Source organism: Kineococcus endophyticus (genome assembly GCF_040796495.1).
In the GTDB taxonomy this organism is placed as follows: Bacteria; Actinomycetota; Actinomycetes; order Actinomycetales; family Kineococcaceae; genus Kineococcus; species Kineococcus endophyticus.
Genome location: NZ_JBFNQN010000010.1, coordinates 31490 through 53571, shown reverse-complemented (window position 1 = coordinate 53571; position 22082 = coordinate 31490). Strand labels below are relative to the sequence as shown.

At 74.6% G+C, this 22082-nt stretch carries 27 protein-coding genes and 1 tRNA gene; 7 read left to right on the top strand and 21 right to left on the bottom strand.

All coding sequences use genetic code 11. The features are described 5' to 3' along the window. Positions 1-30 precede the first annotated feature (30 nt). Together AB1207_RS15025 and AB1207_RS15020 are read left to right on the top strand one after the other, a co-directional pair. The gene (locus tag AB1207_RS15025) at positions 31-921 is read left to right on the top strand and encodes an HD domain-containing protein (RefSeq protein ID WP_367639192.1); all 891 of its coding nucleotides are present in this window, start codon (positions 31-33) and stop codon (positions 919-921) included. Between the two features lie 83 nt (positions 922-1004). Then, positions 1005-2507, top strand: a complete 1503-nt coding sequence (locus tag AB1207_RS15020) for an HNH endonuclease signature motif containing protein (protein WP_367639191.1) — start codon at positions 1005-1007, stop codon at positions 2505-2507. Here AB1207_RS15020 and AB1207_RS15015 read toward each other — a convergent pair. The 3 genes from AB1207_RS15015 to AB1207_RS15005 are packed head-to-tail and all read right to left on the bottom strand — an operon-like array spanning position 2504 to position 4761. Then, positions 2504-3430, bottom strand: a complete 927-nt coding sequence (locus AB1207_RS15015) for a cation diffusion facilitator family transporter (protein ID WP_367639190.1) — start codon at positions 3428-3430, stop codon at positions 2504-2506. The genes AB1207_RS15020 and AB1207_RS15015 overlap by 4 nt on opposite strands. Continuing rightward, on the bottom strand, positions 3427-3810 hold the full coding sequence (locus tag AB1207_RS15010) for an ArsR/SmtB family transcription factor (protein ID WP_367639189.1): 384 nt from the start codon (positions 3808-3810) through the stop codon (positions 3427-3429). Before AB1207_RS15010 ends, AB1207_RS15015 begins: the two co-directional genes overlap by 4 nt. A gap of 21 nt (positions 3811-3831) precedes the next feature. Continuing rightward, complete coding sequence (locus AB1207_RS15005; protein WP_367639188.1) at positions 3832-4761, bottom strand: LysR family transcriptional regulator; 930 nt, start codon at positions 4759-4761, stop codon at positions 3832-3834. 18 nt (positions 4762-4779) lie between these two features. On the opposite strand from AB1207_RS15005, the gene AB1207_RS15000 reads away from it, so the two are divergent. After that, complete coding sequence (locus AB1207_RS15000; protein ID WP_367639187.1) at positions 4780-5250, top strand: hypothetical protein; 471 nt, start codon at positions 4780-4782, stop codon at positions 5248-5250. On the opposite strand, the gene AB1207_RS14995 is transcribed toward AB1207_RS15000, so the two are convergent. The 6 genes from AB1207_RS14995 to AB1207_RS14970 form a co-directional block, all read right to left on the bottom strand. Beyond that, on the bottom strand, positions 5251-5604 hold the full coding sequence (locus AB1207_RS14995) for a hypothetical protein (RefSeq protein ID WP_367639186.1): 354 nt from the start codon (positions 5602-5604) through the stop codon (positions 5251-5253). 104 nt (positions 5605-5708) lie between these two features. Continuing rightward, complete coding sequence (locus AB1207_RS14990; protein WP_367639185.1) at positions 5709-7100, bottom strand: GGDEF domain-containing protein; 1392 nt, start codon at positions 7098-7100, stop codon at positions 5709-5711. 17 nt (positions 7101-7117) lie between these two features. After that, positions 7118-7516 (bottom strand): RidA family protein, encoded by a 399-nt coding sequence (locus AB1207_RS14985; protein WP_367639184.1) that lies wholly within the window; start codon positions 7514-7516, stop codon positions 7118-7120. Further along, entirely contained in the window at positions 7513-8838 is a 1326-nt protein-coding gene (locus AB1207_RS14980) for a cytochrome P450 (RefSeq protein WP_367639356.1), read from the bottom strand. The genes AB1207_RS14985 and AB1207_RS14980 overlap by 4 nt, the downstream gene beginning before the upstream one ends. Before the next feature lie 10 nt (positions 8839-8848). Further along, positions 8849-9154 (bottom strand): GroES family chaperonin, encoded by a 306-nt coding sequence (locus AB1207_RS14975; RefSeq protein ID WP_367639355.1) that lies wholly within the window; start codon positions 9152-9154, stop codon positions 8849-8851. Between the two features lie 23 nt (positions 9155-9177). Continuing rightward, complete coding sequence (locus AB1207_RS14970; RefSeq protein WP_367639183.1) at positions 9178-9468, bottom strand: DUF3618 domain-containing protein; 291 nt, start codon at positions 9466-9468, stop codon at positions 9178-9180. 101 nt (positions 9469-9569) lie between these two features. On the opposite strand from AB1207_RS14970, the gene bcp reads away from it, so the two are divergent. Both bcp and AB1207_RS14960 read left to right on the top strand, forming a co-directional pair. Next, positions 9570-10046, top strand: coding sequence for a thioredoxin-dependent thiol peroxidase (gene bcp / locus AB1207_RS14965; RefSeq protein ID WP_367639182.1), 477 nt, complete (start codon positions 9570-9572; stop codon positions 10044-10046). A 12-nt stretch (positions 10047-10058) separates the two neighbouring features. Further along, a tRNA-Leu gene (locus AB1207_RS14960) sits at positions 10059-10140 on the top strand. Between the two features lie 13 nt (positions 10141-10153). Here the strand turns inward: AB1207_RS14960 and AB1207_RS14955 are convergent. The 8 genes from AB1207_RS14955 to clpS form a co-directional block, all read right to left on the bottom strand. Next, positions 10154-10909 carry an anti-sigma factor gene (locus tag AB1207_RS14955; protein WP_367639181.1) on the bottom strand — a complete coding sequence of 252 codons (756 nt, stop codon included), beginning with the start codon at positions 10907-10909 and terminating at the stop codon, positions 10154-10156. Next, complete coding sequence (gene sigK / locus AB1207_RS14950; protein WP_367639180.1) at positions 10906-11451, bottom strand: ECF RNA polymerase sigma factor SigK; 546 nt, start codon at positions 11449-11451, stop codon at positions 10906-10908. The genes AB1207_RS14955 and sigK overlap by 4 nt, the downstream gene beginning before the upstream one ends. A 92-nt stretch (positions 11452-11543) precedes the next feature. Continuing rightward, the gene (locus AB1207_RS14945; RefSeq protein WP_367639179.1) at positions 11544-13097 is read right to left on the bottom strand and encodes a molybdopterin-dependent oxidoreductase; all 1554 of its coding nucleotides are present in this window, start codon (positions 13095-13097) and stop codon (positions 11544-11546) included. A gap of 1 nt (position 13098) precedes the next feature. Beyond that, on the bottom strand, positions 13099-13743 hold the full coding sequence (rdgB, locus tag AB1207_RS14940; protein WP_367639178.1) for an RdgB/HAM1 family non-canonical purine NTP pyrophosphatase: 645 nt from the start codon (positions 13741-13743) through the stop codon (positions 13099-13101). Continuing rightward, entirely contained in the window at positions 13740-14480 is a 741-nt protein-coding gene (gene rph, locus AB1207_RS14935) for a ribonuclease PH (RefSeq protein WP_367639177.1), read from the bottom strand. The genes rdgB and rph overlap by 4 nt, the downstream gene beginning before the upstream one ends. 382 nt (positions 14481-14862) lie before the next feature. Next, positions 14863-15714 (bottom strand): glutamate racemase, encoded by an 852-nt coding sequence (gene murI, locus AB1207_RS14930; protein ID WP_367639176.1) that lies wholly within the window; start codon positions 15712-15714, stop codon positions 14863-14865. Then, positions 15711-16304 (bottom strand): DUF2017 domain-containing protein, encoded by a 594-nt coding sequence (locus tag AB1207_RS14925; protein WP_367639175.1) that lies wholly within the window; start codon positions 16302-16304, stop codon positions 15711-15713. Before AB1207_RS14925 ends, murI begins: the two co-directional genes overlap by 4 nt. Then, a complete protein-coding gene (gene clpS / locus AB1207_RS14920) occupies positions 16305-16604 on the bottom strand; it encodes an ATP-dependent Clp protease adapter ClpS (RefSeq protein WP_367639174.1) in 300 nt (99 codons plus the stop codon). Between the two features lie 40 nt (positions 16605-16644). Between clpS and AB1207_RS14915 the strand changes: the two genes are divergently transcribed. After that, a complete protein-coding gene (locus AB1207_RS14915; protein WP_367639173.1) occupies positions 16645-17937 on the top strand; it encodes a nicotinate phosphoribosyltransferase in 1293 nt (430 codons plus the stop codon). Continuing rightward, entirely contained in the window at positions 17934-18551 is a 618-nt protein-coding gene (locus AB1207_RS14910; protein WP_367639172.1) for a nicotinamidase, read from the top strand. Before AB1207_RS14915 ends, AB1207_RS14910 begins: the two co-directional genes overlap by 4 nt. 14 nt (positions 18552-18565) lie before the next feature. Here the strand turns inward: AB1207_RS14910 and AB1207_RS14905 are convergent, their stop codons facing one another. Genes AB1207_RS14905 through AB1207_RS14890 form a run of 4 tightly spaced genes read right to left on the bottom strand, consistent with a single transcriptional unit; the run spans position 18566 to position 22081 of the window. Next, complete coding sequence (locus AB1207_RS14905) at positions 18566-19282, bottom strand: RDD family protein (protein ID WP_367639171.1); 717 nt, start codon at positions 19280-19282, stop codon at positions 18566-18568. Positions 19283-19303: 21 nt separating this feature from the next. After that, entirely contained in the window at positions 19304-19762 is a 459-nt protein-coding gene (locus tag AB1207_RS14900; RefSeq protein ID WP_367639170.1) for a tellurite resistance TerB family protein, read from the bottom strand. Between the two features lie 36 nt (positions 19763-19798). Next, complete coding sequence (locus AB1207_RS14895) at positions 19799-20254, bottom strand: SRPBCC family protein (RefSeq protein ID WP_367639169.1); 456 nt, start codon at positions 20252-20254, stop codon at positions 19799-19801. 9 nt (positions 20255-20263) lie between these two features. Continuing rightward, positions 20264-22081 carry a DEAD/DEAH box helicase gene (locus AB1207_RS14890; protein WP_437178950.1) on the bottom strand — a complete coding sequence of 606 codons (1818 nt, stop codon included), beginning with the start codon at positions 22079-22081 and terminating at the stop codon, positions 20264-20266. Position 22082 lies beyond the last annotated feature (1 nt).

Below are 22082 nucleotides of genomic sequence, written 5' to 3'. Positions count from 1 at the left end.
CGAGACCCGAACCGGGTCCAGACTGGGCCGGTGAGCGACACCCTCGCCCTCGACGGGACCTACCGCGACCCGCTGTGGGGCGTCACGGTCGTCCTCACCCCGCTGGAGCGGGAGCTCCTGCGGTCGTGGTGGGTGCGCCGCCTGCAGTTCGTCGCGCACGCCGGCGCCGCGGCCGCGGTGACCACGCAGTCGTACTCCCGGCTCGAGCACTCCCTCGGCGTCCTCGCCCTCACCGCGCACGTCGCACCCGACGACCACGCGGCGAGGGCGGGGGCGCTGCTGCACGACATCGGGCACCTGCCGCTGAGCCACACGTTCGAGGGGCTGGGCGGGCTCGACCACCACGAGCTCGGACGACGTCGGCGCGCGAAACTGCGGCCCGTCCTCGACCGGCACGGGGTCGTCCCCGTCGAACCCCGCCGTCCGGGCCTCATGACGCTGGACCACCTCGACTCCTACGCCCGCAGCGCCCGGGTGCGCGGCCGCCCGGTGGACCCGGCGGAACTCCTCGCTGGGTGCTCGTGGGTCGACGGCGCCGTGACGTGTTCCCCCGCGACGGCGCGGGTCCTCTCCGACCTCGTCGTCGACGAGGCCTGGTCGCAGTCCTCCCCCGCCAACGTGGTCGCCACGGGACTCGTCCGGAACTGGTCCGCCGCCGTCGTCGACGGACCGGGGATTCACTCGATGACCGACGACGAGTTCTGGGTCCTCCTGCTCACGCACCCCGCGACGGGCGCGCAGGTGGCGGAGTTCCGTCGCGACCCGGGTGCCTGGACCGTCGTGGGGCACCCGGCTCCGGGGGCTGTCCTGCACCGGACGACGCGCCTCTACGTCGACCCGCCCGAGGTCCTCGGGAGGCCCTGGCAGATCGCCGGGGAACTCCCGCCGGTGCCCGCGGAGCGGTGGATCGCGCGGCGATGAGATCAGGCCGTCGACTCTCCGAAGTCGCTGCTGCACAGCGTGTTCGCCTTGTTCGAACGGATCCTGGACGGTAGGATCAGGGCATGACGGCAGCGGTTCTGGAGCACGCGGGACACCCCACGCGCTCCGTGCTGCCGACCCGGTTCCCCCTCGACGCCGACGGGTTCACCGACCTCGACCTCACGGCCCACCTCGCCGGACTGCGTCGTACCAAGGACCAGGCCGAAGCGGCCGAACTGCTCGCCCTGGCCGACCTCGTCGAACACCTGCGCCACCACCCCGCCCCCGACCAACGCGCCATCGCCACCGACCAGGTCGAGCGGAGCAGCCGCCTGCCCCAGTGGGCCACCGGCCGGGTCATGACCCCGCTGCGGTGCGCCCTCGAACTCGTCGCCCTGCACTATTCCCGCGCCCACGGCATGGACCTGCAGGCCGCCGTCCTGCACACCACCTGGGCCCACGACACCGGCACCACGGAGCGGCGCCTGTGGACCGCCGTCGCCGACGGCTCCATCACCATGCGCCAGGCCAAGACCATCACCTCCCAGGCCTGGCGCCTGAGCTGCCTCACCGGCACGATCAGCACCGACGAGAACGGCGTCGAGCAGATCGTCGAAGGAGCCGCCCTGCTCAGCGGCGACGCCCTCACCGCGGCCCGTGACACCTTCTACGACGCCGCTCTCACCTTCGCCCGCGCCGGTCACGTCGGCGATGCCCTCCGCGGACGCTGCTTCCGCCTCGTCGAACGCAAGACCCCCCACCACCGCCAGATCACCCGCCACCGACGCCAACCCGGCCGCGAAGCGGTTCTGACCGACTGCGAGGACGGCGCCACCGCCCACCTGTCCCTGGAGCTCCCCCTGGGCCTGGGACGGCGGTTGATGACGTTCGCCACCGCCTGCGCCGACGCCACCACCGACCACACCAAGACCCACGGCCTGCACGACACCCGCGACCACGCCACCAGGGTCAACGACGCCCTCGTCGACGTCCTGCGCGACGGCCTCACCCGCTGGACCCCCGCCACCTCCGACGAGCAGCACCAGCAACCGGCCGACGAGGACCACCCCGTCACCACCGGGCGCAGTCACCGGCCCGCGACCAGCGTCCACGTCCTGCTGCGCGTCGACGCGACCACCCTCTTCGGCACCGACGAGGACAACGGCGGGGAACTTCCCGAGAACTCGGCCTGGGTGGACGGCCTCGGCCCGGTGTCCATCGAGACGGCGCGTGAATTGGCCGCCGACCCCGACGCCACCTGGCGCAAGGTCGTCACCGCCCCCGGCACCCGCGAGGTGATCGACGTCGCCGCCGACGTCTACCGCCCCTCCGCGGCGTTGCGCCGGTTCATCGTCGCCCGCGACGAGACGTGCCGCGGCCCGGGGTGCGTGCGACCGGCCGCGGACTGCGACCTGGACCACGTCGTCCCCTGGCCCGAAGGCCCCACCACCGCCGAGAACCTGCAGGCGTTGTGCCGGACACACCACCGGTTCAAGACCCAGTTCGTGTGGGAGCACGTCGACGACCGCGCCGCACGAGTCGCGGTGCTGCGCGCTGCCCCCGACGACGACCCGCCACCGTTCTAGGGGTGCCCGGGGTACGCGTGGACCAATGCCCGGTCGAGCCTCGGGACCGCTTGCGTCAGAGCCGTTTCGGCACGGTGCGCGAGGTCGTGCGCCTCCGCGAGGGAGCTGGTGGGGTCCACGTCGAGTTCGGCGTCGGCGAGCAACCGGTGGCCAGTCCAGCGCAACCGGACCGTCCGCACCGCCAGCACCCCGGACTGGGCGGCGAGGGTGACCTCCGCCGTGTGGACGAGTTCGGGGTCCACCCCGTCCATGAGGCGGGCGAACACGTCACGCGCCGCGGTGCGCAGGACGGCCAGGATCGCCACGGTGATGACCAGCCCCACGAGCGGGTCGGCCAGCGGTAACCCCACAGCCACCCCGCCGGCGCCGACGAGGACGGCGAGGGACGTGAACCCGTCGGTGCGCGCGTGCAGACCGTCCGCGACGAGGGCGGCGGAACCGATGCGCCGGCCGGTGCGGATGCGGAGCCGGGCGACCGCCTCGTTCCCGGCGAAACCCACCAGACCGGCCAGCGCCACCCAGCCCAGGTGCTCGACCGGCGCGGGGTCGAGCAGGCGCCGCACCGCCTCGACACCGGCGACCAGCGCGGACGCCGCGATGACCACCACGACGAACAGCCCGGCCAGGTCCTCGGCCCGGCCGTACCCGTAGGTGAACCGCCGGGTGGCCGCCCGACGTCCCAGCGCGAAGGCGATCCACAGCGGGACGGCCGTCAGCGCGTCGGCGGCGTTGTGCACGGTGTCGGCGAACAGGGCGACCGACCCCGACGCGACCGCCACGACGGCCTGCAGCGCAGCGGTGACCGCGAGACCCACGAGGCTCAGCTTCACCGCGCGGATCCCGGCGGAACTCGCTGTGAGAGCGTCGTCGAGGGACTCGGCGTGTCCGTGGCCGTGTCCGTGGCCGTGTCCGTGGCCGCTCACGCGCCGGCCTCCGTGTGCAGCGCCCGCAGTTCGCGGTCGCTGCGGTGGTGGCCGGGAACTCCCGGTCCGGCGTGCTCGGCGTTGTGCACGGCGTCCGTGACCAACTGCGCGACGTGGTCGTTCTCCAGCCGGTAGAAGATCTGGACCCCCTCGCGACGCGTCGCGACGAGGCGGGCCATGCGCAGCTTGGCGAGGTGCTGCGAGACCGACGGCACGGGTTTGCCGACGTGCGAGGCGAGTTCACCGACGGGCAGTTCCCGCCCGATGAGGGCCCACAGCAGGTGCACGCGGGTGGCGTCGGCCAGCATGCGGAACACCTCGACAGCCAGGTCGACCTGGTCGGCCGGCAGCGTGCGACGGCACGAACTACTTGCGTCCATGCGCAAAGAATAGACGAAGGGTCAGGAGTGTGCGGTCCCCGCCGCGATCCCGAGGAGTTCACGGGCCGGACCGGGGGCCATCCGGGCGGCACCGGTCCACACCGCACGCAACGTCCGCCCCAGGTCCAGGCCCTCCACCGCCACGGTGCGCAGCCGCCCCGCGTCGACGTCGTCGGCGACGGCGAGCCGGCTCAGGACGGCGACGCCGGTACCGGCACGCACGGCCTCGCGCACGCTCGTCGCCGTCGTGAGTTCGACGGCGGGTGGCACCGGCGTCAGGCCCGCGGCGGCGAGGGCCCGTTCGAGGACGTCCCGCGTCCCCGACCCCTGTTCGCGGGAGACCAGCGGGGTCGCGGCGAGTTCCGCGGCCCTCACCGGGCGACGGCGCCGCGTCCAGGGGTGGCCGGGGGCGACCACGACGACGAGGTGGTCCTCGAGGAGCTCCCGGCTGCGGAACCCGCGCGGGACGTCGGGGCCCTCGACGAAGCCGAGGTCGGCCGCCCCGTCGGCCAGGGCGGCGAGCACCCGCACGGAGTTGGTGGCCAGGAGTTCCACCGGCTGCGGCGTCGCTCCCCCGGCCTCGGACCGCTGCCGCAGGACCAGCAGCCACCGGGGCACCAGGTGCTCGGCGACCGTCATGCTGGACGCCACCCGCAACGGCGACGTCCGGTCGGCACGCAGGGTGCCGATGCCCTCGGCCACCTCCTCGGCGACCTCGAGCAGCCGGGTGGCCCAGCCGGTCAGGAGCGTGCCCGCCTCGGTGGGACGCGAGCCCTGGCGGCTGCGGTGCAGGAGGGCGACCCCGACCTGGGACTCCACGGCGCGCAACCGTTCCGACGCGGCCTGCTGGGTCAGCCCGACCCGCCGGGCGCCCCGGCCGATGGACCCCGTCTCCACGACCGCGACGAGCAGGCGCAACGAGGTCAGGTCGGGCACACGGTCGAGGGGCACGTCGGGCAGGGTAGGCGGGTGAGCCCCGCGCCGACCGATCCGACCCTGCTGACCCGCCACGTCACCCGTGCCGTCGAGGCGGCCCACCGGGGCGACGCTGCGGACTTCACCGCGGCGACGACGGACCTGGCGGCGTTCGACGCCGAACAGGCGCGCGTCGTCCTCGGCTGGGTGCTGCGCCAGGCCCTCGAGGAGCAGCACCCCGACGGCCTCGACGCCGACGACGTGCGCGCCGCGATGGCCGCGACGGCCCGCGGTGCCGCGTGGTTCGGCGGGCTCGACCCGCGCATCCTCGTCGTCGTCCTGGTCGCCGCGCTCGGGGAGCATCCCGATCCCGAGGAGGTGCCCCGGCTCGGTCACGCGCTCGTGCTGCAGCACTCCGTGCTGCTCGTGCACGACCTGGCGACCGGCCCGGGACGCCCCCTGCGGCGGGCCCTCGACGCGGCGCTGGCGGAGGTCCGCCGCGCCGAGACGATGGAGATGCCCTGATCAGACCGCCGTCCTGAGCGGGAAGAAGGACGTGCGGCTGCGCTTGCGCAGGCAGGCGGGACGGCCGTCGTCGGCGGCGTCCCGGACCCGGCGGACGACCTCGGCGCTGTGGGCGTCCAGCTCCCGTTCGACAGCGGTGGCGTCCACGACGGAGTGCCACTCCTTCTCGACCGCGAGGTGGTCGTTGCGACCCTCCTCGTGGGCGACGGTCAGCTGGTGCCGGGCGGCGAGGCTGTAGAGCGCCAGCACCTTCTCCCCGTTCCGGCGGGCGTACGAATCCAGGAACGACGGCGTCAGCGTCCCCTGGTGGGCGGCGAACTCGAGGTCCCGCAGGACCTGGTGCAACGGCTTCACGGCTTCCTCCTCGACCCATGGAGCGCGACCCGGAGCGGGTCGTGGGACATCGATCGGTCGCCGCCGGCGCCGGGCTGAGCCCCGGCGCGCACCTTTCTTCTAGATCACCCGGTCGGAGCAGCGGTGCAGACCCGGTCCCGGCCCTCGGCCTTGGCCCGGTAGAGCGCGGCGTCCACGCGGGCCAGCAGCGCCGCCGGGTGCTCCCCCGGTCGCCGGACGGCCAGCCCCACCGACACCGTCTGCGGCGCCGGGCACACCCGCCGCAGGCGGTCGGCCAGGACGTCGGCGACGGCCACCAGGTCCCCCTGCAGCAGCAGCGCGAACTCCTCCCCGCCGTGCCGGGCCAGCACCGCGTCCGGGGGCAGCGCGGACCGCCACGCGTCGGCCGCGGCCCGCAGCAGCAGGTCGCCCGCGGCGTGGCCCTGGCTGTCGTTGAGCCGCTTGAAGTGGTCGAGGTCGAGCAGCGCGACGGCGACGGGACCACCGCCCTCGGCCGCCCGGCGCAGTTCGGCGTCCCAGCTGCGGCGGTTCGGCAGCCCCGTCAGCTCGTCGGTGCGGGCCAGCCGTCCCTGCAGGTCGGCCTGCCCCTGGACGCTGAGCACCGCGTGGTGGACGCGGCTGACGGCGAGCGCCGACAGCAGGAGCGACCCGGCGCCCGTGACGAGCCAGTCGACGGTGACGCCCGCGAACCCCTGGGCCAGCAGCACGGCGGGCGGCAGGCACGCGGCTCCGCCGACGACGACCCAGTGGGTGCGGGACCAGGCGCGCGTGCGCGGGATGCCCGTCCCCAGGTCGTCCGAGCGCGCGTGCGCCAGCGCGGCGGCCTGCAGCAGCAGGGCGAGCTGGAACGGAAGGCCCAGCCAGGGCCGCACGTCGACGGGGAGGACGGCGACCAGCGCACCGAAGGCGCTGTCCCCGAACAGGAGGCAGCCCCAGGACGCGGCGAGGAGGTTGGCCGGGCGGGTCGGGGCGCGGCCCGCCAGGCGCAACCGCAGCAGCAGGCCGAGCCCGAGGAGGTCGAGCACCGGGTAGACCGCGGTGAACGCCACGTCGACCGGGTCGGGGTCGCCCGCCAGCGCGGGACGCAGCAGCAGAGCGGTGACGGCGACCCCGAGCCCCGTGACGGCGATGCCGGCGTCGACGGTGGCGGCCCGGTCGCGGGTGCCGCGGTTGAGCAGGAGCAACCACGCGGTGACCAGGGCGGAGCCGGCCAGGAAGAACGGGTCGGCCGGCAGCGCGTACCCGGGGGTCCCGCCGAGGAGCAGCGTGAGCTGGAAGACGGTGTAGCCGACGGCGAGGACGAGGACGCCGGCCAGCTGCACGAGCCAGGCGGCGCGCAGGGCGACCGGGCGGCGGCGCAGGCGGGACGCGGCGACGGCGCCGGCCACGACGGCGGGTCCGACGGCGGCCACCGCCTGGGCGACCGGAGGCCCCCAGCCGTCGACGAGCACGAGGCCGGCGACCGCCAGGACGGCGGCGGGACGGGTGCGCGTCACACCCGTCCCATCGGCACCTAGCGTCCGGCGATGAGGTCGATCTCCACGAGGGCTCCGACGGCCAGGCCGGTGACGCCGACGGTCGTGCGGGCGGGCAGCGGCCCGTCGAACCACGTGCGGTACCGCTCGTTGAAGGCGGCGAAGTCCGCCTCGAAGTCCGTCAGGTAGACGCGGACCTGCAGCGCGTCGTCGAGGGTGAGGCCGAGCCGGCCCAGGACGGCGACGAGGTTGGCCCGGACCTGCTCGGCCTGCTCGACGACCCCGCCCTCGACGAGCTGACCCGTGGCGGGGTCGGTGGGCATCTGCCCGGTGACGAACACGAGGTCCCCGAGCCGCGTCGCGTGGGCGAACGGGCCGACCTGCGGGGGCACCCCGTCGTCGGGGCTGAACACGAACGTCTCCTTGCGGCTGCTCATGGCCGTGAGCCTGGCAGGCGCTCGACGTGCAGGGGCAGCCCGCCGCGCGGTCGGAGCGTGACGAGCGCGTCGACGGGCCGCGGCGGACCGGCGGGGCGGACGGTGTGGGTGCGCAGGAGCTCGGCCAGCACGAGCACCTCCTCGACGAGGGCGAGGTCGCGGCCGATGCACAGGCGCGGCCCGGCGCCGAAGGGGACGTAGTGGTCGCGGCGGGCCGGCTCGGCGAAGCGGTCGGGCCGGAACGCGGTCGGGTCGTCCCACAGCGCGGGGTCGCGGTGCAGCGCCCACGTGCAGACGATGACGAGCGTGCCGGCGGGCACGTCGACCCCGGCGACGACGTCGTCGGCGAGCGCCTGCCGGGTGATGACCCACGCGGGCGGGTACAGGCGCAGGGCCTCGTCGACCGCGGCGCGCAGGAACGGCAGCCGCGGCACGTCGTCCCAGCCGGGCGCCACGTCGAGCGCGGCGACCTCGTCGTGGACGCGGGCGAGGGCGGAGGGGTTGCGGGACAGCAGGTCCAGAGTCCACGTGAGGGAGCTGGCGACGGTCTCGTGACCGGCCACGACGAACGTCACGAGCTCGTCGCGGACCTGCCGGTCGTCCATGCCGGCGGCGAGCATCAGCCCGACGAGGTCGCGCGGGTCGTCGAGGGGGCGGCGCGCGCGGTCGGCGAGGATGCGGGCGCAGACGTCGTCGATCGCGGCCACCTCGCGGGCCAGGCGTGCGCGCGACGGCGTGGGCCAGGTCCCCGGGACGGGGCTGGCGGCGCGCCGGACGACCAGTTCGAGGGCCCGGCCGACGGCCTCGACGAGCAGGGGTGCGTCGTTCGACAGGTCGGCCGCGGCGAGGGTGTGGCCGACGACCTCCAGCCCGGCGCGGGACGTCGCGTCGAGGACCTCCAGCGGCTGTCCGGGGGCCAGCGCGTCCGCCTCGGCGGCGAGCCGGCGCCCGGCGTGGACCGCGTGCGCGGCGACCTCGCGCAGGCCGGCGTGGTGGAACGCGGGCTGGACCACGCGGCGGTGGGTGCGCCAGCGCTGCCCGTCGCCGGCCAGCAACCCGGGCCCGGTGACGGTGGCCAGGGCGTTGTACTGGATGGTCGCCTTGCCGTACGCGCGGGCGTTCTCCACGAGGACGCGGCGGACGCCGGCGGGATCGGCCAGGACGAGGACCGGCGTGCGCGGCAGCGGGATCGCGGCGGCCGCGCCGTGCCGGGCGGTGACCTCGGTGAGGAAGAGGTGCGGGGCCCGCAGGATGCGCGGGACCGCACGGACCATGTCGAGCGGGGAGGGCCCGCCGACGTCGAGCGGGGAGTACCGGTTCAGAGGTCCGGACCTACAGGTAGAGACCGGTGCGGCCGGCGTCCTCGCCCGGGGCGGCGACGGCGTGCAGGTCGCGTTCGCGCAGCAGGACGTACCCCTTGCCGTGCAGCTCGACCTCGGCCTTGTCCTCGGGGTCGAACAGGACCTTGTCGCCCGTGGCGACCTGGCGGACGTGCGGGCCGACGGCCACCACCGCCGCCCACGACAACCGCTTGCCGACGGCGGCCGTGGCCGGGATGAGGATGCCCGCCGAGGACTTGCGCTCCGCGGCGTCGTCCGGCAGGACGAGGACGCGGTCGTGCAGCATCCGGACGGGCATCTGGTCGGGGGTGCTCACGGGGCTCAGCGGCGCTTGCGCACCGCGCGGACCACGACGAACGTCGTGACACCGAGGACCGCGACACCGACGGCGGCGACGCGCTCGACGCGCAGGCCCCCGCGGTGGTCGAAGGCGAAGGAGTGCACCCGTCCCCGGACGTCGGCCACCGTGCGCTGGGCGATCGTCTTCGGCGCGAGCCGGTCGGTGAGCTCGTCGATCGTGCCCGCGAGCGCGGCCCGACGTGCCTCCACCTCGCGCTCGAGGGCGCGCGGGTCGTTGGTCGTGATCTCGGCCTTGCCGTCGCTGGCCGCCACGGCCACCTCCTGTGTTCCTCTGGACGTCCCCGGAACCGTACCGGAGAAGGAGCGGCCTCTCCTGCGGGGGCTCGCGGGCGCGGGGGCTAGGGTCCCGGACCATGACGCGTCTGGTGCCCGGAGACCCCGCCCCCGACTTCACGCTGACCGCGCACGACTCCTCGACGGTGTCGCTGACGGACCTGCGGGCCGCCGGCCGGCACGTCGTCGTGTACTTCTACCCCGCCGCGATGACGCCGGGCTGCACGACCCAGGCGTGCGACTTCCGCGACTCCCTCGACGCGCTGGCCGCGTCGGGTTTCACCGTGGTGGGGATCTCCAAGGACGGCGTCGACAAGCTCGCCGCGTTCGCCGACCGGGACGGCATCACGTTCCCGCTGCTGTCCGACCCCGACCACGCGGTGCTCGAGGCCTACGGCGCGTGGGGCGAGAAGACGAACTACGGCCGGACGTCGGTCGGCACGATCCGTTCGACGGTCGTGGTGGACTCCCACGGCGCCGTGGAGCTGGCGCAGTACAACGTCCGCGCCACGGGTCACGTCGCCAAGCTCCGCAAGGACCTCGGGCTCGACCAGTAGTCTGGCGCCCGAGCGGGAGTGGTGTAACTGGCAGCCACGCAGGATTTAGGTTCCTGTGCCTCCGGGCGTGAGGGTTCGAGTCCCTTCTCCCGCACTCGCACCGTCCCTCAGGCGGTCAGGGGCGTGAACACGACCGGGGTGGTCGTCGGTTGCGCCGAGCCCCGGGCGGGTTCGAGCGAGATCCCGACGCCGGTCGCCGACCCGGCCGCCACGACCACCGCCGAACCCCCCGCGGACGTCACGTGGAGCATCCCGGCCGACGTCAGGGCGTCGCCCTGCGCCAGCCACAACTGGTAGTCCCGGCCACCTCCGGCGGCGGGCAGCCCCGCGGTCAGGACGCCGATGCGGCCGTCGGCCTGGACGAGCGTGGCCGTCCCGCCGTCGGTCGCGGCGACGGTCGCGACGCGCGCGCCGGGGGTGGCGAGCAGGTCGGTGATGCGTTGGCGCGCCACCTGGTCCGCGCTGGCGACGGTGTCGCCGGAACGGTTCGCGACGCCCACGCCGACCCCGACGCCGGCCGCACCGACGACGATGCCGGCGGCCGCGACGAGGGCGCTCCAGCGCGAGGGGCCGCGGCGGCGCACGCGTTCGGTGCGCAGGTCGACGACCGGCGCCACGAGCTCCTCCCGGGGTTCCTGGGGGGTGCCGGCCACCGCCGCGAGCACGGCCGCGCGCAGGTGCGGGGGCGGGGTCGTCGCCACGGACAACCGGGACGCCGTCTCGCGCAACGCGTCGGCGTCGGCCCGTTCGTCCGGGTGGGTCCGCAGGCGCTCCTCGTAGGCGGCGCGTTCGTCGTCGTCGAGAGCGTCGAGGGCCCAGGCAGCGGACAGCAGCGGGTCGTCGCGCCGGTCCCGGGGGTTCACCGGTCACTCCCGAGCGCGTCGCGCAACCGGATGAGGCCGTCCCGCAGGCGGGTCTTGACGGTGCCCAGCGGCAGCTGGAGGTCCTCGGCGATCTGGCGGTGGGTGCGCCCGCCGTAGTAGGCGAGGTCGATGGCCTGGCGCTGCACCGGCGTGAGGGAGGTCAGCGCACGGCGCACCTCGTCGGCTTCCAGCACGTTCTCCACCTCCTCGCTCACGCTGTCGTACGGGGGCACCTCGCGGAGCCCCGCCTTCTCGTCCCGCAGGGTGCTGGCCTGGGCCGACCGCACCCGGTCCACGGCCCGGCGGTGGGCCATGGTGACGACCCACCCGCGGGCCGTGCCGCGGTCCGGGTCGAAGCGGGAGGCCGTCCGCCACGCCTCCAGGAAGACCTCCTGCACGACCTCCTCGGACTGCGCGGGATCGCGCAGGACCTTGAGCACCGTGCCGTGGACCGCCCCCGCGGTGGCGTCGTAGAACGACGCGAACGCCTGCTGGTCGCCGCGGGAGGCGGCCACCAGTGCGTCCTCGGTGGTGGTGGTCATCGTGGTCACGATGGCACACCCCCTCCGCTCCGCCTGTCAGGAGGAGTTCGTGGCGGCAGGCCCGGTGGATGTGTGACGCGCCTCACTCCACCTCACTGCACGACGACGCTCACGGAGGGGTGTCCGCTGGCGCCGTCCGGGATGGGCGCGGCCACGACGTCGGTCTGCGGCGTCCCCGTCCCGTCGGTCGCGCGGACCTGCAGCGTGTGCGTCCCGGTCTCCTGCGCGTCCCAGTCGAAGACCCACTGGCACCAGGTGTCCGCCGACGCCGAGGGCAGGACGCGCGCCGGCTGCCACTCCCCCTCGTCGACGCGCACCTCGACGCGCGAGATGCCGCGGTGCTGCGCCCACGCGACCCCCGCGACGGGGACGCGGCCGCGCCGGACCGTCGCCGAACCCCGCGGGACGTCGATGCGCGAGGCCGTCTTGACCGGCCCGCGTTCGGCCCAGCCGCGGTCGGTCCAGTACGCGGTCTTCGCCGCGAACGTCGTCAGCTCGAGGTCGACGACCCACTTGCAGGCCGAGACGTAGCCGTAGAGGCCCGGGACGACGAGGCGGACCGGGAACCCGTGCTCGCGCGGCAACGGTGCGCCGTTCATCCCGACCGCCAGCAGCGCGTCCCGGCCGTCGGTGAGCTCGGCCAGGGGCGCGGACAGCGTGAACCCGTCGGTGCTCGTCGCGTAGACCATGTCGGCGCCCGCGCGGACGCCGACCTCGGCCAGCAGGTCGGCGACGGGGTAGCCGAGCCAGCGGGCGTTGCCGACGTAGTCCCCGCCGACCTCGTTGCTCACGCAGGTGAGGGTCACCCAGCGCTCGCGCAGCGGTTTGGCCAGCAGCGAGGCGAAGTCCAGCGTGAGCTCCCGGTCGACCATCCCGTGCACGCGCAGCGACCAGTCCTCGGCCCGCAGGTCCGGGACGACGAGGGCGGTGTCGATCCGGTAGAAGTCCGCGGTGCGGGTGGCGTAGCGGGTCAGGCCGTCGGCGACCTCCGCGGCCGGGTCGAGCCCGGCGGGCAGGGCGGGCGCGGGGTCGGCGGGGGCCGGCAGCACGACGCCGTCGCGGGAGAGCTCGGCGCTGCGGGCGGACACGAGGACCTGACCGCCGCCCCCGGTGAGGGCGGCCGCGGCGCCGGTGCCGCCGAGCAGCAGGGCGCGACGGGCGGGGTCGGGGGTGGCCGGCACCCGTCGGACGAGGAGCGTGAGCGCGGAGGCGCCTGCGAGGGTGCCGAGCAGCGAAGGCAGCGGGGTCAGGACGGTGGCGTCGGGGCGGGTCGCCGCGGCGACGACCCCGACGGCGCCGAGCGCGGCGACGACGGCCACCCCGGCCCGCAGGCGGCGCCGGGCGAGCAGCCCCGCGCCGGCGGCGAGCAGGGCGAGCAGCACGGCGGTGCCGGCGAGCAGGACGGTCTTGTCGGACGTGCCGAACGACCGGATCGCCCACTCCTTGACCGGGGCCGGCACGCGGTCGACGACGGCGTCGCCCACGACGACAAGGGGAGCGGCCGACGGGGAGACGATCCCCGCGACCAGCTGCCCCACGCCGAGGGTGAGGGCGGCGGCGAGCACCCCGGACCAGGCGGCCAGCAGCCGCCCGGCCCGGACGTTCCCCTCCGGCTCGTCCGCCCGCGGTGTCCCGTCGGCCCCCACGTCACTCCCCTTCGGAGCCGGACGCGTCCTGGATGGGTCGACCGGCCAACGCGTCCACGACGACCGGGGCCAGGGCGCGGAAGGCCTTCCCGCGGTGGCTGATCGCGTTCTTCTCCTCGGCCGTGTGCTCGGCGAGCGTGCGGTCCGACCCCTCGGGCACGAAGCACGGGTCGTAGCCGAAGCCGCCGCCCCCGGCGGGGGCCGTCGTGACGGTCCCGCGCGAGCGCCCCTCCCGGACCGCGCTCGTCCCGTCGGGCAGGGCCAGGGCGGCGGCGCAGACGAAGGCGCCGCCGCGGTGCTGCGCGGGGACGTCCGCGATCTGGGCCAGCAGCAGGTGCAGGTTCGCGACGTCGTCGCCGTGCCGGCCGGCCCAGCGCGCCGAGAAGATCCCCGGCGAGCCGCCCAGGACGTCGACGGCGATGCCGGAGTCGTCGGCGATCGCGGGCAGGCCGGTGGCGGCCGCGACCGCGCGCGCCTTCAGGAGCGCGTTGCCCGCGAAGGTCACCTCCGTCTCGGCGACCTCGGGCACGTCCTCGAAGGCGTCGACGGTCAGCACCTCGACGTCGGGCAGCAGCGGGGCGAGGACGGCCCGCAGCTCCCCCACCTTGTGCGCGTTGCGGGTGGCGAGCACGACGCGAGCGCTCATCGGGCGAGCGCCTCCGCCTGCAGCGCAGCGAGTCGTGTCGTCCCCGTGAGCGCGAGGTCGAGGAGGGCGTCGAGCTCGGACCGGTCGAAGGGCGCGCCCTCGGCGGTGCCCTGCACCTCGACGAACTTCCCGTCGCCGGTCACGACGACGTTCATGTCGGTCTCGGCGCGCACGTCCTCGACGTACGGCAGGTCCAGGACGGGCACCCCGTCGACGACCCCGACGCTGATGGCCGAGACCGAGCCGGTGAGCGGCTGCTTCGAGGCCTTGACGATGCCCTGGCCGCGGGCCCAGGAGATCGCGTCGGCGAGCGCCACGTAGGCGCCCGTGATGGCGGCCGTGCGGGTGCCGCCGTCGGCCTGCAGGACGTCGCAGTCCAGGACGATCGTGTTCTCCCCCAGCTGCGCGGTGTCGACGACGGCCCGCAGGGACCGGCCGACGAGGCGGGAGATCTCGTGGGTGCGGCCGCCGATCCTGCCCTTGACCGACTCTCGGTCGCTGCGGGTGTTGGTCGAGCGCGGGAGCATCGCGTACTCCGCGGTCACCCACCCCTGCCCCGACCCCTTGCGCCAGCGCGGGACGCCCTCGGTGAAGGAGGCCGCGCACAGGACCCGGGTGCGCCCGAACTCCACGAGGACGCTGCCCTCGGCGTGGTCGAGCCAGTTGCGGGTGATGGTCACGGGGCGCAGCTCGTCGGCGGCGCGGCCGTCGGCGCGGGAGGGGGTCTGCTGGGTCACTCCCCCAGTGTGACCGATCACTGGACGTCGCGCCCGGAACACGCTGCGTCGCAATGCATGGTCGTTCGGTGAACGTGGTCCCACACGGGCCCGCGGAGGTCCATGCTGTGCCCCATGTCTCGACGTTCGACGGCGGCACTGCAGCCGGGTGACCGCGTCGTCACCGGCCCGGCCGACCACGAGGGTGTGGCCCTGCGTCCGCTGCGGTGGAGCCCCCGGCCGCTGTCCCGCACGGTCGTCCGCGAGGTCGCCGCGGTGCACCGCACCGGGCCCCTGCGCCGCCGCGTCGTCCTGGAGTTCACCGACGGCGCCCGCAGCCAGGCCGTCGCGGCCTCGGCGCGCTGGACCGTGGCGCCGGCGCCCCGCGAGGGGGCGCCGATGCTCAGAGTGCGCCGAGGTAGAGCGGACCGGTCTCGTCGACGTCGACCAGCTGAGGTCCCAGCTGGGGCCCCAGGAAGCGCTGCGCCAGCAGGCGGAACGCGCGGGCGTCGCCCGTCGAGGTGAACCGGTGCCGCGGCTGCGGCAGGTCGTCGGGGCGCAGCAGCTCGCGCGCCGCGAGCTCGCGGTAGACGTCGAACGCCGTCTCCTCCGCGCTCGAGACGAGGGTGACGTCGTCGCCGACGACGCTGCGCAGCACCGCCATCAGCAGGGGGTAGTGCGTGCAGCCCAGGACGAGCGTGTCGACGTCGGCCGCGATGGCCGGGGCCAGGTACTCCCGGGCCGCCGTCAGCAGCTCCGGACCGCTCGTCACCCCGCGCTCGACGAACTCGACGAAGGCCGGGCACGCGGCCGTCGTCAGCGCCAGGTGCGGCGCGGCGGCGAAGGCGTCCTCGTAGGCGCGCGAGGAGATCGTCGCCCGGGTGCCGATGACCCCGACGCGGCCGTTGCGGGTGGCGCGCACGGCCCGGCGCACGGCCGGCTGGATCACCTCGACGACGGGCACGTCGTAGCGCTCGCGGGCGTCGCGCAGCATCGCCGCCGAGGCGGAGTTGCAGGCGATGACGAGCATCTTCACGCCCGACTCCACGAGCCGGTCGAGGACGTCGAGCGCCAACCGGCGCACCTCGGCGATCGGCTTGGGGCCGTAGGGGGCGTGCGCGGTGTCCCCCACGTAGTGCACCGACTCGTGCGGCAGCTGGTCCAGCACCGCGCGGGCCACGGTCAACCCGCCCACCCCGGAGTCGAAGATCCCGATGGGCAGTTCCCTGCCGCTGCCCGTCACGACACCGGTCACGAGAGGGACCTCACGAGCGTCTCCTGGAGGTGGGTGGTGAAGTCGTACACGGCCCACGCCCAGCGCGCGGGGTCGTCCTCGGCCAGGTCCTCGTAGGCGTCGCGCTCGTCGCTGACCCCCAGCCGCGTGCCGAGGGCGAGCCGGATGTCGTTGAGCGCCACGAGCCACGTCCGGGCGCCGTCGGCGTCGAGCTGGACGCGCCCGCCCTGCCCCACGACGGGGTCCAGCGTGGCGAGCATGGCCCGCGCGGCGGCGGCCTTGCGCTCGCGCAGCCCGCGCTCGGTGAACCGGCGGAAGTCCGCCGAGGCCTGCGGGTCGTCGGCGGCGTAGGCGTTGGGCAGCAGCCGCTGCAGGACCTCGTCCTCCGGCGCCGTCGTCGGGCCGTCGGCACCGAGGTCGGGGACGTCCTCGAACCGGGGCAGGTCCTCGAGCCCGAGCTCGGCCGCCAGGGGGTCGACCCGGCGCACCGGGGGCTCGGGCACCTCGAGCAGCTCGACGACCTCGCGCGCCAGGGAGGCGAGGAGGTCGGCCTCGGAGACGTGCAGCGTGAGGGAGAACAGTCCGTGCCGGGACCGTCGGAAGGTGGCCACTCACTCGTCCTTCTGCAAGGTCGCCCACAGGCCGTAGCCGTGCATCGCCTCGACGTCGCGTTCCATGGACTCGCGCGTGCCAGAGCTCACCACGGCACGGCCCTTCTGGTGCACGTCCATCATGAGCGCCTCCGCCTTGGCCTCGGAGTACCCGAAGTGGGTGCGGAAGACGTAGGTCACGTAGGACATCAGGTTGACCGGGTCGTTCCAGACGAGGGTGACCCACGGGGTGTCCGGGCTGGTGGTGAGGTCGGCTTCCGGACGCTCGAGCTCGGTGGGAGCGGTCAGGACGACGGACACCCGTGCAGTCTAGGCAACCGGACGTGGCTAGATTCGCTGCATGGTGAGCACCGCCCTGCTGACGGACCACTACGAGCTGACGATGCTGCAGGCCGCGCTGTCGGACGGGACCGGCGACCGGGCCTGCACGTTCGAGGTCTTCGGCCGGCGACTGCCGGAGGGACGGCGGTACGGCGTCGTCGCCGGCACCGCCCGCGTCCTGGACGCGGTGCGCGACTTCACCTTCGACCCCGACCTGCTGACCGGGCTGCGCGGCGTCCTGGACGACCGGACGCTCGACTGGCTGGCCCGCTACCGCTTCTCGGGGTCCATCGAGGGGTACGTCGAGGGCGAGCTGTGGTTCCCCGGCTCCCCGATCCTCACCGTCACCGGGACCTTCGCCGAGGCGGTCGTGCTCGAGACCGTCGTGCTGTCGATCCTCAACCACGACTGCGCCATCGCCGCCGCCGCGTCCCGGATGGCGCAGGCCGCCGGGGACCGCCCGCTCATCGAGATGGGCTCGCGCCGCACCCACGAGCACGCCGCCGTCGCCGCCTCCCGCGCGGCCTACCTCGCGGGGTTCACGTCCACCTCCAACCTGCAGGCCGGGGCGTCCTACGGGATCCCGACGTCGGGGACGTCCGCGCACGCCTTCACGCTGCTGCACGACACCGAGGCCGAGGCGTTCCGCGCCCAGGTCGACGCGCTCGGCGTCGGGACCACCCTGCTCGTGGACACGTACGACATCACCGCCGGCATCGCCACGGCCGTCGAGGTCGCCGGACCGCAGCTCGGCGCCGTGCGCATCGACTCCGGCGACCTGGAGGTGCTCGCCGTCCAGGCCCGCGCACAGCTGGACTCCCTGGGCGCCACCGCGACCCGCATCGTCGTCTCCGGCGACCTCGACGAGTACGCCCTCGCCGCCCTGCGCGCCGCGCCCGTCGACGGGTACGGCGTGGGCACCTCGCTCGTCACGGGGTCGGGGGCACCGACCGCGGGCCTGGTCTACAAGCTCGTCGAGGTCGACGGCCGCCCCGTCGCCAAGCGCTCGACGTCGAAGGTGACCCAGGGCGGGCGCAAGACCGCCGTCCGCCGCCACCGTCCGACGGGCACCGCGACCGACGAGGTCCTCGGCGTCGGCTTCACCCCGCCGCGCGAGCCGAACGACCGGCCGCTGCAGGTGCCGATGGTCTCCGGCGGCGAACGGGTCGAGGACCTGCCGGACCTGCAGGCCTCCCGCGAGCACCTGCGCCGGGCGCTGGTCACGCTGCCCTGGGACGGGCTCGCGCTGTCCAAGGGCGACCCGGCCATCCCGACCACCGTCCTGGCCTCGGAGCGGGAGGTGGCCCGGTGACCCGCGCGCTCGTCGTCGTCGACGTCCAGAACGACTTCTGCCCCGGTGGGGCGCTCGCCGTCGCGGGTGGCGACGAGGTCGCCCGCGCGATCAGCCAGCTGCTGGCCCGGGACACCGGCGACGGCCGGGGCATCGCCTACGACCACGTCGTCGCGACGCAGGACTTCCACATCGACCCCGGGGCGCACTTCTCCGACACCCCCGACTTCGTCGACTCCTGGCCGCCGCACTGCCGGGTCGGGTCGACCGGCGCGCTGCTGCACGACGACCTCGACACCTCCCGGGTGGAGGCCGTGTTCCGCAAGGGGCAGTACGCGGCGGCCTACTCGGGGTTCGAGGGGGTGTCCACCACCGTGACCACGGAGGGCGGGGAACTCGACACCGGCCTCGCGGACTGGTTGCGCGGCAAGGGGGTGGACGACGTCCACGTCGTGGGCCTGGCGACCGACCACTGCGTGCGCGCCACCGCGCTGGACGCGGCCCGCGCCGGGTTCCGCACGACCGTCCTGCTCGGGCTGACGGCCGGGATCTCGGCCCCCACCGTGCAGGCGGCCCTGGCCGAAATGAGCGAGCACGGGGTCGTCCTCGTCGGGGACCCCGTGCTCGAGGGCTGATCAGCGCCGCGCCGTCAGCGCCGCACGACCACCGTGCGGGCCAGCTTGTCGTGCAGGGCCTGCTTGCGCTGGTCCCAGCACGGCCAGAGGAAGTCCAGCAGCAGGTACAGCGGGATGATCTGGCCGAGCATGTCGCAGCCGACCCAGCGCGAGATGCACTGCAGCCACCCCGGGTGACCGGGGCGGTTCCAGTCCCGAACCCGCAGGCGGAACAGCGCCTTGCCCGGCGTCGCGCCGTAGAAGCGCAGGGTCAGGACCGTGTAGACCGCGCTGACCGCGAGGTACACGAACGTGAAGGTGCGCAGGGCGCTGCTCTGCGTCGCCAGGCCGACCTGGTCGACGTAGGCCTGCGTGTTGCCCGCCATGAGGGACTGCACCGCGGTGTCCATGAGGCCCGTCAGCGTCTGCAGCGGGGCCCAGCCGGCGATCGTGGCGATGATCGAGACGAGGACGTAGTCCACGATCCGCGCCAGCAGCCGCCACCCCAGCCCTCCCAGGGCCTGACCGTCCGGCGTCGCGATGGCCTTGACCCCGGGCGCCGGGTACTGCGACGGCGGGTACTCGGGGTAGTGCTGCTGCGGGCCGGCGTAGGGGTTCGTGGGCGCCTTCGTCAGCGACGGGGCCTGCTGCTGGGCGTGGACGTGGTCGGTCCACCGCGACCCGTCCCACCAGCGCAGGTCGGTGCTGCGCGGGTCGGACGGGTCGGGGTACCACCCGGGGGGCGTGCTCATGGGAGGAAGCCTGCCAGGTGCTCAGGCCACGCCGAACTCGGCCGGGTCGATGCCCACGGCCTGGCAGATCTCGCGGACCGCCTTCTGCTCGGTGGGGTCGAAGTCGCCGTCGGCGCCGCCGATGACGACGCCGACCTGGACGACGGCGCGGGCCTGGTCGGGCTTGCTGCGCAGCTTGCCGACGGCCTGCAGCGCCTCGATCTTGCCGAAGTCGTAGTCGGCGCTGAGCTTGCCGCACCACTTGTCGAAGGACTCGCGCAGGTCACCGGCGTTGAAGACGGACAGGACGTCGTTGCTGCCGATGAACGCCGCCGTCTTCTGGCGCTCCTCCGGCTCGATGCTGCCGTCGGCGGCCGCGATGAGCGCGCAGGTCGCCATGCTCGCCTCGGCGAAGTCCTTGCTCTTGAACTGACCGACCTTGGTCTTGAGCTGGTCGCCCGCCAGGAGGCCCTTGCTCTTCAGGTTGTCCAGGAATCCCATGCCGGGGCAACGGACACCGCGCGCGGGCGGTTCCGCTCAGCTGAAGCGGCGGACGATCTCGGAGTTGCGGTCGGCCAGCAGCTGGCGCAGGGTCCGCCGCACGAACAGGACGTCGGCCACCCGGCCGAGCGGCCCGAACGGGGAGCTCCAGGACATCCGGTCGGTCATGATCGTCATGCCCGGGCCCTCGACCTCGAACGTGTGCTCGTGCCGGAAGCGCGAGAACGCGCCCGAGGCCATCTCGTCGACGAACCGCCGGGGCCGCTCGAGCTCGGTGATGTGCGAGGTGTGCGTCACGGGGAGGCCGAGGATCCGCAACCGCCACTGGACCTTCTCCCCCAGCGCGATCCGGCCGCTCGTCCGGCCCGCCCCCTCGACCGCCCGGACCTTGAAGCGGCGGCCCGCCACCCGCTCGACGTCCAGGTCGAGGGACATCTCGAAGACCTCGGCGAGGGGGGCTCGGACCATGGTCCGCTGGACGATCTCGGGCACCTCAGCAACCTAGACCATGGACAGCAGGTGGTCCCGGCGTCGGCGCAGGACGTCGACGGAGGCCGACGCGGACGGCGGTCCGGGCACGGCGGAGCGCAGCTTGGAGTACACCGAGGCGTGCGGCATGGCCCGGCCCGCGGCGACCCGGCCGACCAGTCCGTGGATCTCCTTGCGCAGCAGCGCCGCCGTGTGCCAGGTGGCGTCCTCCTGCTCCGGTTCGGCAGGACCGGCGTCCCCCTCGGCCTGGGCCTCCTCGACGGGACGGGCCGTGCGCTTGCGGATCTCGGCGTCGCGCTGGGCCAGGAGCGCGGCGGTCTGCTCCGGCGAGAGCAGCCCGGGCAGCCCGAGGAAGTCCTCCTCCTCGACGCTGACGGGCGGCAGGTCCCCGCCCGTGAGCGCCTTCCCGCCGTGCAGGACGTGGGCGAACTCGGCCTGCGCCTCGAGGGCCTCGTACTCCTTCTTCTCCCCCGGCTCGCGCTCGGGCGGGGGCAGCAGGTCCAGCCCACCCTCGTCGACCTCGTCGGAGGAGACCGACGCCGGCGGCGGGATGACGTGGTTGCGGTCGCTCTCCATCTCCGCCGCCAGGGCCAGCAGCGGGCGGACGGCGGGCAGGAAGACGGTCGCGGACTCCCCCGGCGCACGGGAGCGGACCACGCGGCCGACGGCCTGGGCGAAGAAGAGCGGGGTCCGGTACGACGTCATCCACGCCAGGCACGCGGCGCGCGGGACGTCGACGCCCTCGGAGATCATCCGGACGCAGACGACGAAGCGCTGGTCGGACTCGGCGAACTCGGAGATCTTCTGCGATGCCTTCGGGTCGTCGGACAGGACGAGCACCGGCTTCTCGCCCGTGACCCGCTGGACGATCTTGGCGTAGGCGCGGGCGTCGTCCTGGTCCGAGGCCAGCACCAGGCCCGCGGCGTCGTGCATGCCGTGCTCGCGCAGGTGGTTCAGGCGCTCGTCCATCGCGGCGATGACGTGCGGGACCCAGTCCCCGCGCGGGTCCAGAGCCGTCTTCCACGCCAGCGACTCCACCGACTTCGTCGTGGCGTCGGACAGCGAGGCGGCGACGACCTCGCCGGCGGAGTTCCGCCACCGCGAGACCCCGGTGTAGGCCGCGAACACGACGGGCCGCACGACGCCGTCGGCGAGGGCGTCCTTGTAGCCGTAGGTGAAGTCGGCGACGCTCTTCAGCCCGCCCTCGGACTCCACCGAGTCGTCCTCGACGTACGCCACGAACGGGATGCGCTCGTCGACCTTGGTGCGGAACGGGGTCCCCGTCAGCGACAGCCGGCGGCGCGCGTCGCCGAAGGCCTCGAAGACGGCGTCACCCCACGACAGCCCGTCGCCGGCGTGGTGGATCTCGTCCATGACGACGAGGGAGCGCTTGGCGGTGGCCCGGGCGCGGTGCAGCATCGGGTGGCCCGCGACCTGGGCGTACGTCGTGACGTAGCCCTTCATGTCCGGCCGCACGGGCCCGACGGCGTTCGTCATCGTCGGGTCGAGCTCGATGCCGGCGCGGTGGGCGGCCTCGGCCCACTGGGTGCGCAGGTGGTCGGTCGGGGCGACGACCACGACGCGGTCGACGCGACGGGTGTCGAGCAGCCGCCGCGCGAGGGCCAGGGCGAACGTCGTCTTCCCCGCGCCCGGCGTCGCGGTGACCAGGTAGTCGGCCGGTTCCTCGCGCTGGGGGTCGAAGTACTTCTCCAGCGCCGCGTTCTGCCACGCCCGCAGGGGGCGGGCCGCCGGGACGCCGGGGGCGTCGACGACGGGACCGGGGACGGTGTCGGAGAGGGCGAGCTGGGGTTCGTGGTCGGTCGTGCTCACG